This is a genomic window from Escherichia sp. MR (assembly GCF_005280595.1).
Classification (GTDB): domain Bacteria; phylum Pseudomonadota; class Gammaproteobacteria; order Enterobacterales; family Enterobacteriaceae; genus Escherichia; species Escherichia ruysiae.
In genome coordinates, this window is sequence record NZ_SZVK01000034.1 from 36,307 (window position 1) to 47,244 (window position 10,938).

A 10,938-nucleotide genomic window follows, 5' to 3' on the forward strand; every position below is an offset into this window, starting at 1 on the left:
TTCCTTACGCGCGACGATGACGGAGTACTGTTTCCAGCGTATCCACGCTTTCACCGATAATCTCAACCGAAGAACTTAAGGCTCCCGCCGCTTTCGTCAGTTGCGTATCCATCTCTTGCAGTGAACGATTCAGGCCGTTTTCCACTCCGGTCGTAAAGGATTCAAAACTGGTTCCCATTACCTCGGCAATGTTATGCAGGAACTCCTGAGCCTCACGGTTATATTGTTGCAGGCGTTCAGAGTACGCTTTCAGATCGTCAACAAAACGGCTGCGCGATGTTTGTTCATCATGGCTACGGTTAATCAGCGTTTCGAGTGCCGTTATGGCATTCGCCACGACTTCACGGGTATTACGATAATCAGCAATCAATGCACCCAACTCCGCGCTGGCACTGGAAAGCGTGCGTCCTGCCTGTTGCGTGCCATTGAGCACCTCAGCGGTCAACTGATTAGCCTCAGCAACACGATCGCCCGCAGCCTCAAAGCGGTCGGCAGCCACGCGCATTTTATCGGCTCCTGTTTGTATCTCTTCCAGATGGCGCGTGGTGTTTTGCGCCATCCGTTGCAGCAGATCGCCTGAAGCAGATTGCTGTTCACGCAGCATCTGCATCAGCGACTCAACCTGACTTTCAAGCTGACCAATGATTCGCTGCGCTTCCTGTTGTAACGCACTCTGCGCAGATTGCTGTTGCTGACTGAGCGACTTCTGACCTTCTTCCAGTTGCCCAAACAGGTTACCAAGTTGGCTACCCAGGTGATCGATACCGCTGGTCATTTTCTCTCGCAGGGCATCCTGACCGGAATGCATGGTTTGCTGTAACGACGTCATAAACTGTTGCTGTTGCGCCGCCGCCGCCTGCTCACGCGCTTCGCTACGTGCCAGAAGCTGCTGAGTTTCTTCATGCAGCACGCGTTGCCCCTGTTCCTGAGTCTGGCTCATCTGTTTTTGCCCTGACTCCAGTTGGCTGAATACACCCGCCAGGTTTTGCGTCAGCGTTTCGATACCTTTGCTCATATTGCCCATCAGCAGATTTTGCGCCTGGTTTTGCTGCTGATTAAGTTGCTGCTGACCATTTTCCAGTTGTGCAAAGAGCGTCGCCATATGGCTGCCAAGCGTATCCACGGAAGCTGCCATTTTCTCCATGGTTTCATTTTGCCCTTGCTGAACACTGGACTGGATAGCCTCAATAAACGCGCGCATCTGTTCCGCCATCGCTTTTTCACGCGCTTCGCTGTCGGCAAAGATTTTTTCCAGTTGTTGCGCCATCCGTTCGCCCGCGCCCTCACCTTCTGCGCCAATACGAGCAACGGATTCCTGCAAGCTGCGCAGCATCTCATTCATCCCTGCCTGCATCTCCTGCTGACCGCTTTTCATTTCGCTTAACAGTTGAGAGATCAGTTGCGCGCTGCCCTGACGTGAGTCATCCCCGGCCTGACGCATATCCTGCAACAACGTTGAGAAGCCGCTTTGCATAGACTGAATGGCTTCCACAGAACGCCCCATCATCTCCTGCATGGTGGTGAATTGCTGACCAAAGGTGTTATCCATTTTGCTCATAAAGGCGGTCAGGACGTTCTCCAGCATCGACTGCACACGATGGCTCTGATCGCCGGAGGCGGTTTGCACCACACCAGCAATTTTATCCAGCGGATTTTTCAGACTGGTTTCGATAGCACCACTGACCTGTTCAGCAAACTGTTGGCCTGACTCGCGGTATGTTGTTGATAATGTCTCTGCCAGCTTTTGATTTTCCCGCACCTGGCTATCCACCAGGTTTTGCAGCATTTCGCGCAGGTCAGTGACCAGACCATCCTTAAGTTGCCGCGCATGGGTGGTGTTTTCTTTAGTACTGGAAAGAAGTTGCGAAAGGTAATCTTCACCGACGCCGCCCTCAAAAAGCTGGTCAATGCTGGCGGTAAGAAGTTCAAGGTTTTTATAACATTGCGCCAGTCGCCATTTTTCAAACATGGTGACCAGAATGGAAAACGTAATAGCAAACGCCGAACCTAAAAACGCATACAGAACGTCGCGTAAAAGGTTAGCGACGCTGGCGCTGACCTGCTCTGGCGTGCTGGGGTCAAAATGGTGCAAACCAATCATCAGCCCCGAAAAGGTGCCGATGATCCCAATTCCGGTCAGGATGCCAGGGAGATGTTTAAACGCTTCCGTATAGAGAGGAATTTCGACTAATAACGGTTCCGTAAACCATGCTGACGACGGAGCCGTTGAACGGATGGCGCTAATTTTTTTTTGCCCGCTGTTTTCGTCAAACTCAAACTGGCGATGTAGAGACTCTTTAAATTCGCTCCAGGGATGCGCAAAAAATTTATCAGAGAATAACGCGTCTAATTTTTCGAGTTGTTGTGCCGGTTTTTCATTGCCAAGTTGCCGAATTGCTTTCGCTTTTTGTTTAAAGCGCGCTGAAACCCTAAATGAAGGAATAGCGTAACGGACAATGAAACCCAACAACAAAACCCCAACCACAATAGCGACATAAATCGGCACATTTTCTGGATTAACAGAGGTTAACGTGTCGAGGAACGAAGTCAGCGAAAACATCTAAATACCTTGAGTGAAGGAAAAGAAATTTGCAGGGCAGAACATCACCAGCAAGGAAAAAAATCGCCCGCTCATTATAGGAAAAGTCTCGATTTTTACATCAATAAAACGTTATATATCTCACAAAAACATTGATCACACGCATATGTAAGAAATTTAAATCGCTTGGTGAAAATAATTCACAGAATTTATGCTTTATGACACAAAGATTGGGGATTTTATTTTTTTTCGCCGCCAGACTTACGTATGAAACTTTTTCGTAGGGCGCGCTGCTTCTAATAACGTCCAGTCACTATTCAACGAGACAATTAAATGAGTGAGATTGACATTAAGGGCGATGAAACGCTGGTTGCTCTGCTACTGAACGCCGACAAAAACGATATCGATCTGCTGATTGATTACATTACCCCAGACGGAAAATTTAATTTTTCCCAGTCTGACCGCGTTAAAAAGGCCTTGCGCGATGGTAAAAATAGCGAAGCTGTTGATGAGGAAACATTGCGTTTGCTGATTCGCGAACTGCAACATTTTGGCGGTAACACCGTAATGAATCTGTTCCGACGCAATGGCGTTAGCTATAGCGAAATTGTTGACGATGTCGCCAGCCATCTGAAAATTAAAGTCGCGAAAAATGCACCGGTAAAAGAAAAAGAATCACTGATTATCGATGCCGTTTTTGCGTCATCCTGGAACAAAATGTCAGATGACGATCGCCGTCAGCTTCTCCGCGATATGGGAATTAGCACCAGTATTAGCCTGGATAAGTTGTCACGTATGGAGCTGCCACTTTTGCAACGTGCGGCAATGGTAGCAAGCGGTCTGGCGCAGATCGCCACGGGGAAGGCACTCCCGCTAATTGCGGGTCTGGGGATAGGTCGCGTGTTGGGCGTTCTCACCGGTCCTGTCGGGTTAGCCCTCACCGGTTTATATACCGCTTATGATATTTCCAACCCGGCGTTCCGAATCACCTTGCCCTGTGTAGTGCAAATTGCCTGGATTCGCTTAAAAAATTCCCGCCATCACCGTCTGAGCGAATCGGTATCATCAACGGCAATGTCAACCGCAAACTATGGTAATCGCTGGGTGTTTGAAAATGAAAAGTCGCAGCGCGTTTTAACTGTATCGTCTATCGCTTTAAATGAAATTACCCACCCCGACACTCTGATACGACATGACATTACTGAAATTTCACGGTTAGGCCCACTCTTACAGACGCTTCCTTCGCTCGCCACCGCCGCCCATGTCGCCAGTCATCACTATATGGAAGTCATAATTGATGGCGCACTGGCGAAAGTGAAAGATGGCTCGGGATATCGTGGCTTCAGTCTTGGGGAAAAAGGAATTAAAGCGCACGCAGTTTTGCTGAACCCTGACAAACTGAATCAATTAGTCAATGCCAGCATATTACTGAATGTCGCTTCGGCGATACTGGCACAAAAACATCTGGCAGATATCAGCAATAAACTGACGCAGATAATTGAAACTATTCGGGAGATTTCTGCGTTCCAGAACAATGCCCGCAAATCTGAAATTGTCGGCGCTATTCAGTATTTACAGCAAATCACACCTGTCGTCATTGAGGGGCAATCTTCGCCAGAAATACGGCAAATACTTGAAGCTATCGAAAAGGATTTTTCAACGCTCCAGGATCATCTGCTGACGGATATTGCCTTTGCTGGCGATAAGGTAGCCTCTATAAATGACGGCAGTTTTTTCAGTAGCGCAACCATCACCAGTAAAATTCAGGCGCAACAAAAAATTATTGAAGAACGGACGATGGAGTGGGATTTAGCGATGAGGGTACGCGGGCAAGCATTACATCTGGTCAGCCATAGTGAGGGTCAGACGATGCTGGTAGAACGTCGTCAGCAGGCTATAGAACATCATTATGCGCAGTTCGATACAGTTATCAGCAAGGTAGAAAAACAATTACAGTCACGAATTGATAGCATCGGCGCCGTAGCAGAACAGGCGAATACCACCAGCGCCAATAAAGTCATTTTGCGAAAATGGTGCAATAACCGCTTAATGCCGCAAAAAGTCGCAATTAAGGAAGCCCGCATGGCGTTCGACCAATTCCAGCAAAATATGCTGGACAAGCCGTTGCAGACCAGCCGCATGTTGGTGGAAATGAAAGACGGAAAACCGGTGAAGTGTTATGCGTTGCCGGATGCTTAAGGCGGCTCGTAAGGTTTACTGTGTGGTTAGCGGTGCCACACACAATGTCTCCGGCTCAGAAGAATCAAGGCCAACAAACCCATATTCAAGTTGCCCCACTCCCTGGGGCGATAAATCTCTTACGACTCACCGTTGAAGACATTTCAAACGGACATCAACCTGCCACACGCCCCCATACCAGTTGCCCTTTATGGAACGTTGCGGTACGTGGCGAGATACGCGCCACCGCCTCGGCGGAACAGGAGGCGTCCACCAGCACAAAGCTGGCGTCATCCTGCGCTTTTGGCCAGACGCGCTCGCCTTTTTCATTCAGCGGCAGGACATCGCCAGTGGCTAAAAACAGCGATCGGGAGAGGTTCTGTTCGTTAGGACGAATATAGAGTTGCGCGTACAGATTGGCTTTTTCCAGCATGTCGCCCAGGCCGTAAGGCGACCAGTGGTCGATAACGCTGTCAGTTCCTGTCATGACTTTTACGCCTTTGTCGTGCAACTGTTTGAGCGGCATATGCAGCGTGCCAATCGGCACTGTCGAGGCGATAGTAATTTGCTGCGCCGCCATGCGGTTTGCCAGTCCATCCACCTGTTGCTCGTTAAGCGTTGCCAGCGCAAAGGCGTGACTGATGGTCAGCTTGCCCTTCAGTTGCGGCGTTTTCTCTACGGTTTCAACCATATAATTGATGGCCGCCACGCCTGCCGGCGTGGTTTCGTGCAGGTGAATATCGACGCCTTTGTCGTAGTCCAGCGCAATCTGGAACATGGTGTCGAGAGATTTTTCCATCGCGCCATCGACACTGGTCGGGTCCAGCCCGCCGACGTAATGCGCCCCTGACTGCATCGCTTCACGCATTAAGGGCTCCGATTTCGACAGCAGTAAACCGTGCTGCGGGAAGGCGACGATTTCACACTCGAAGCCCGCCTGACGTCGTGCCAGCACCGCCTGTAAGTTATGCAGATTTTTCAGGCCGGAAACCGGTTCGATATTGCAGTGGCTACGGGCAATGGTGGTGCCTTTCGACTGCAATAAATCGATCAGTTTTTCCGCCCGCTCCTGAGTGTAAGGTTGCAGCTCCGGCAGCATTTTCTGCTCAAGCTTAATCATGTCCTGGATGGTGGTGCCTGCCGGGCGATTGAGCGAGCGCCACGGCCCGCCGTAAAAGGTTTTGTCGAGATGAATATGCATGTCGCGGGTGGTGGGCAGCATCAACTTACCGCCAGCGTCATAGTGCGGCAGCGTGGCGTCCGGATGCTGCTTATTCTCGCGCAGCGCAACAATTTTGCCGTCCTGAATTTCCACGGTCTGGCGCGCCGTGCGGGTCTGCACCGCTACGCCGTTTTCGTAATCAAAACCGGTTTCCAGCAACACGTTGTCGAGATAGTAGTGCGGGTCAGTGATTTTCATGGTGTTATTCGCTTCGCAGTTTGCGGTGCCAGAGACTGCCGCGTGGGCGAGCGGCACAGACGTACCAAACAGCGCGGCGGCGGTAACCATCTTACCGCTCTGGCTCAAAAACTCACGACGGCTATTGCTTTCTTTCATCTTACGTCCTTACGTTTTAATAATATGGGTGCCCGTTTCACCGCGCAGCGCCGCTGGCAGGCATTCCGGCGTGGTGATAATCACTTCTTTGCCGCCCTGTTCCAGGAACGTCAGGCTGGCAATGATTTTTGGCAACATGCTGCCGGGCGGGAAATGCCCTTCCTGCATATAGCGGGTCATGGTGGTAATATCCACCCGATCCAGCGCCTGCTGCTGCGGCTTGCCAAAGTGAATGCACACCTTTTCCACGCCAGTGGTGATCACCAGAATGTCGGCGTGAATTTCGCGGGCCAGTAGCGCGGTAGAGAGATCTTTGTCGATAACCGCGTCCACGCTTTGGTAATCCCCCGCTTCACTGCGCACCACTGGAATGCCGCCACCGCCCGCGCCAATCACTACAAAGCCTTGTTGGATCAGCGCCTTAATGGCAGGTGCTTCAACAATACGTTTCGGTTCCGGCGAGGCGACTACGCGGCGATAGCCCCGTCCGGCATCCTCAACAAAATGCCAGTCCGGGTTTGCCTTTTGTAATTCGTCACGCTGGCTTTCACTGAAGAATGCGCCGATGGGCTTGGTGGGATGAGCAAAACCCGGATCGTTTTTATCCACTTCCACCTGAGTCACCACGGTGACGGCTTTTTTCTCGCCGTGGCGCGCCAGTCGGTTGTTCAGCGCCTGTTGGATCAGATAGCCAATGCCGCCTTGCGTATCTGCCACACAGTTCGCCAGCGGCGTTAAGGGCAGCCCTTCGCGCTCGTGGGCAATCTCCGCGCGGCGTAAATCCAGCCCGACCTGCGGCCCGTTGCCGTGGGTCAGCACAATGTCGTAATCGGAAGCCAGCATTTCCAGCACCGTATCAGCGACGGCTTTCACCGCCTCCGCCTGATGCTCAATCGACTGGCTGGCGTTATCTTTGATAATGCTGTTGCCACCAATGGCAACGACCACAAGTTCTTTCATGTTGTTATGTCCGCGACAGAGGGTGATGGGGTTATGACCAACGCCAGACTGCCTGATGCGCTACGCTTATCAGGCCTACAGATTCTTGTGCCATCCGGCAATGGTGAAAAATGCCTGATGCGACGCTCGCGCGTCTTATCAGGCCTACAAACTCTTGTGCCATTCGTAGGCCGGATAAGGCGTTCACGCCGCATCCGGCATAAACATGTAAGTCAGACGCCGTAACGTTCGCACCAGCCAAGAATGGCTTTCTCGAAGCAGGCGAATGGCGGATGCACAATGCCCGCGCCAATCATGCCGACGCCCGCATCTTTATGGGCGATGGCGGTGTTGATCACTGGCAGAATGCCGCTGCTGCCCACGCGGGTGATGTCGATAGCCGACGGTACGCCCATAAAACCGAGCAGCGAAATGGTGACGTTCGGGTTCTCGCCGAGAGTGATTTCACGCATCTGGCGGGAGAAATCGATAGCCTCTTCCACCGTGCCGCCCACCAGCGTGACGATTGCGGGCGCGGTCGCCATAGCAAATCCACCAATGCCGTAGGTTTCGGTGATGGCGCTGTCGCCGATATCCAGCCCCGAATCCTCCGGCTTATACCCGGCAAACATCGGGCCGATCACCTGCTGCGCCGGACCGGTAAACCATTGCCCTAGCAGGCCGCTGACCCGCAGGCCGAACTCAACGCCGTTACGCGCCATGGTGGTGACCACGGTGCTGTATTCGATGCCGTGCGCCGCATCCATCGCCGCTTTACACATCGCCATCCACGTCGGGCCGGAGAAGTAGTCGCTGCTGGCGACAAACTCAAACACTTCGCGCTGTTGCTCGACGGAATAGCCCGCCTGAATAATCCCCGGCGTCAGCGCCTGAATCAGCAGCGTCGTCCCGGCGTTATTGCGGTTATGACACTCATCGCCCATATGCAGCGCCTGCGCCAGCATTAAGCGCAGATCGATCTCACCGATAATTTTCATCGCGTCGCGCAGCATTGGTCCCTGCACATCGCGCATCCAGTTGAGGCGGTCGATCACGCTCTGGTCGTTAGCGCCCATACGCAAAATCTTCGCCATCTGCTCGCTCATGTTGGTGTAAGCGATGTTGCCGTAGGTTTTGTTTTTCACGATGTGCATAAACATCGAGGCCGAGGTAACCCCCGCCATCGACCCCACGCAATCATGTTCGTGGCACGGCGAGAAGGTGATCTCCCCGGAAGCCGCCAGTTCAGCCGCCTCGTCGAGGTCTTTCGCCAGCCCTTCGAACACCAGCGCCCCGGTGACCGCGCCTTTCATCGCGCCGCACATTTTTTCCCAGGTGACCGGTGGTCCGGCGTGAAGAATGGTTTTCGCCGTCATGCCCGGCACCACGTTAATCGCCTGATCAAAACCAATTAGCACCGGATGCGACTGAATAATGCGCTCCAGCGCCTGCTGATTAGCGGCGGCGATTTTGTCTGCCAGGGGCGAATCGGCAATGTTATCCAGCGCCTGCACCACCTGCATATTGCCCTGCCCCGGCGGCGTCCAGTCGAGTTGGGTCACTTCTACATGCTGCTTTTTCAGGTCATCGCTAAACATGGCGATACCGACGTTAATAACGTTCAACGGTTGGCTAAACAGTGACGGGCTCATCAGGCTTCCCCCCCTTTGCAGATAAATTCACGCGCCAGCAATCCGGTATTGGTGCTGCTGCTGGCCAGAATTACCCCGGCATCAAGCAGCATCTGGCTCTGTTGTTCTAATGATGGCGTATCGAGATCGGTGCCCAGCACATAGGCGAGAATGATCAACTCGCGCCCTTCGGTAGCGGCGATCGCTTTTGCTTCTTTGATCGCCTCGATGGTGGAGCCGACCGGATCTTCATGCGATCCAAATCCGAGCACAAAATCCATCACGATCACCGCCACTTCGGGATCGCGCGCCTCTTCGATCAACCGGCTGATACGGTTGGTCGGGTCAATCATTGGATGTGGTTTGCCGTTGGTGAAGTCGTCATCGCCAAAGTCGAGGAAGGTGTGTTTGATGCTGCGGTTGATATCTTTCAGGCGGAATTCAGGATCGGGCTGAATGTTGCTGTAGACATCGCCATTTTTTTCCATCACCGCGAACATGGTTTCGTCGCACAGCGTACCGCCGCAGAACAGGCCACGAATGTATTTCTGCTGCGGTTGCAGACGCGCACGCACATCCGCAATCAACGGCTGGTTAAGCGTATGCAGGTCGAGATGTTCCTGTTTCACGCCGGAGAGCATCACTGCTTTCAGCGCCGCTTCTTTGGTGCCGCGAGCAAACTGTAGCCCCTGCTCATCCACTGGCGTTTCGCCACGACCGAGGAAGCAGACTACCACCGGTTTGCGGCAGGCGCGCGCGCGTTCCAGCACTTTGCGAGCCACCGCCGGCGCTGGCGGTTTAGAAATTAAGGCGATGATTTCAGTTTGCGGATCGTTTTCTAACATGCCGATGGCGTCGAGCATCATCAGGCCGCCAATTTTCTCGCTCAGGTCACGCCCGCCGGTGCCGATCAGTTGCGAAACGCCGCCGCCAAATTCATGGATGCGGACACTCAGTTCCTGGCTGCCGGTGCCGGATGCGCCAACAATACCGATGTTGCCGCGACGCACGGCGTTACCAAAGCAGAGCGCCGCGCCGTTAATAATCGCCGTGCCACAGTCTGGTCCCATCATCAGCAGCCCTTTTTCGTGAGCGAGCTGCTTGAGCGCCAGTTCATCTTCAACCGAGACGTTATCGGAGAACAGCATCACGTTGAGGTCATTTTGCAGCGCCTGACGCGCTTCGCGAGCGGCAAACAGGCCGTTGACGGAAATCACCGCCAGGTTACTTTCCGGGATATGCTTTTTGGCGCTGGTGATAGTGGCATAACGCGCCTCGTGCGTACCACTTTGCGCTTTGGTATTGAACAGTTCTTCAATCTCCACCAGCAACTGCTCGTTGTCCGCGCCCGCTTTGCCGTTGATAACGATCATCAGGTCGCCGTTTTTCGCCTGCTCCAGTTCCGGCGTTAGCAGCCCTAAATTTTTCAGCACGCCTTTGTTCATTTCGGTCGCCATCGCCACAAATGCCTGCTCGACACCGTCGAGTTTATTTGCACGCGTGGAGATGGACATCAACGAGACAGAATCAAAATAGGTATTCGGTTTAATGACTATTTTAACTGACATAATTCCCTCCGTAGGTTTGGCTCAGCGCACAACCATCGGCCATGCCATACAGCATGTCGCAGCCGGAACTGGAGCCAATATGTTTAATTTTTTCTATTGTCTGAGTGGCGTTCTCAGGGATGTCATTAATGATGCCGTGAATAAAGTGATAAATATTTTCCCGACAGCGTTGTTGTAATGCGGCTTCCAGCGTTATGGCACTTAATAACGTGGTATTATTTCTGCCGCGTTGCAGGCCGAGATAAAATTCCTCTTTGTATTTTTCTACCGGATGCCCGGAAATAAATAAAACAAGCGCCAGACCTGTTAAATAATCATCGGCTGAAGGCGTCAGACCAATCCCTAACCCAATCATATTAGCGACCGCTGACGCGATATTTTGTTTATCGTTTACTGCCTGAATAACAGCACGTCGCCTGATATGTAATTCTTTATTTAACGCCTGATAAGGTAATGACTCCAACTTATTGATAGTGTTTTATGTTCAGATAATGCCCGATGACTTTGTCATGCAGCTCCACCGAT

General features: G+C 52.4%; 7 protein-coding genes and 1 pseudogene. 1 reads left to right on the forward strand and 7 read right to left on the reverse strand.

The genetic code is table 11. The features are described from left to right. Nucleotides 1–4: 4 nt before the first annotated feature. A complete protein-coding gene (zorA1, locus tag FC814_RS14935) occupies nt 5–2,560 on the reverse strand; it encodes a type I Zorya anti-phage system protein ZorA1 (protein ID WP_137326120.1) in 2,556 nt (851 codons plus the stop codon). Between the two features lie 312 nt (nt 2,561–2,872). Here zorA1 and FC814_RS14940 point away from each other — a divergent pair, with 312 nt between their 5' ends. Then, nucleotides 2,873–4,738 carry a YaaW family protein gene (locus tag FC814_RS14940; RefSeq protein WP_137326121.1) on the forward strand — a complete coding sequence of 622 codons (1,866 nt, stop codon included), beginning with the start codon at nt 2,873–2,875 and terminating at the stop codon, nt 4,736–4,738. A gap of 154 nt (nt 4,739–4,892) precedes the next feature. Here FC814_RS14940 and FC814_RS14945 read toward each other — a convergent pair whose 3' ends face one another. The 6 genes and pseudogenes from FC814_RS14945 to FC814_RS23545 form a co-directional block, all read right to left on the reverse strand. Continuing rightward, complete coding sequence (locus FC814_RS14945) at nt 4,893–6,275, reverse strand: amidohydrolase family protein (protein ID WP_137326122.1); 1,383 nt, start codon at nt 6,273–6,275, stop codon at nt 4,893–4,895. Nucleotides 6,276–6,284: 9 nt separating this feature from the next. Further along, complete coding sequence (locus FC814_RS14950; protein ID WP_137326123.1) at nt 6,285–7,235, reverse strand: carbamate kinase family protein; 951 nt, start codon at nt 7,233–7,235, stop codon at nt 6,285–6,287. A gap of 212 nt (nt 7,236–7,447) precedes the next feature. Further along, entirely contained in the window at nt 7,448–8,866 is a 1,419-nt protein-coding gene (locus FC814_RS14955; RefSeq protein WP_137326124.1) for a DUF1116 domain-containing protein, read from the reverse strand. Beyond that, complete coding sequence (gene fdrA / locus FC814_RS14960; RefSeq protein WP_137326125.1) at nt 8,866–10,413, reverse strand: acyl-CoA synthetase FdrA; 1,548 nt, start codon at nt 10,411–10,413, stop codon at nt 8,866–8,868. Before fdrA ends, FC814_RS14955 begins: the two co-directional genes overlap by 1 nt. Further along, nucleotides 10,403–10,861: pseudogene (locus FC814_RS14965) on the reverse strand (DUF2877 domain-containing protein); the annotation flags it as partial. The pseudogene FC814_RS14965 and the gene fdrA, both read right to left, overlap by 11 nt. Before the next feature lie 16 nt (nt 10,862–10,877). Further along, a partial coding sequence (locus FC814_RS23545) for an IS1 family transposase (protein WP_071528444.1) occupies nt 10,878–10,938 on the reverse strand: 61 nt, incomplete at its 5' end.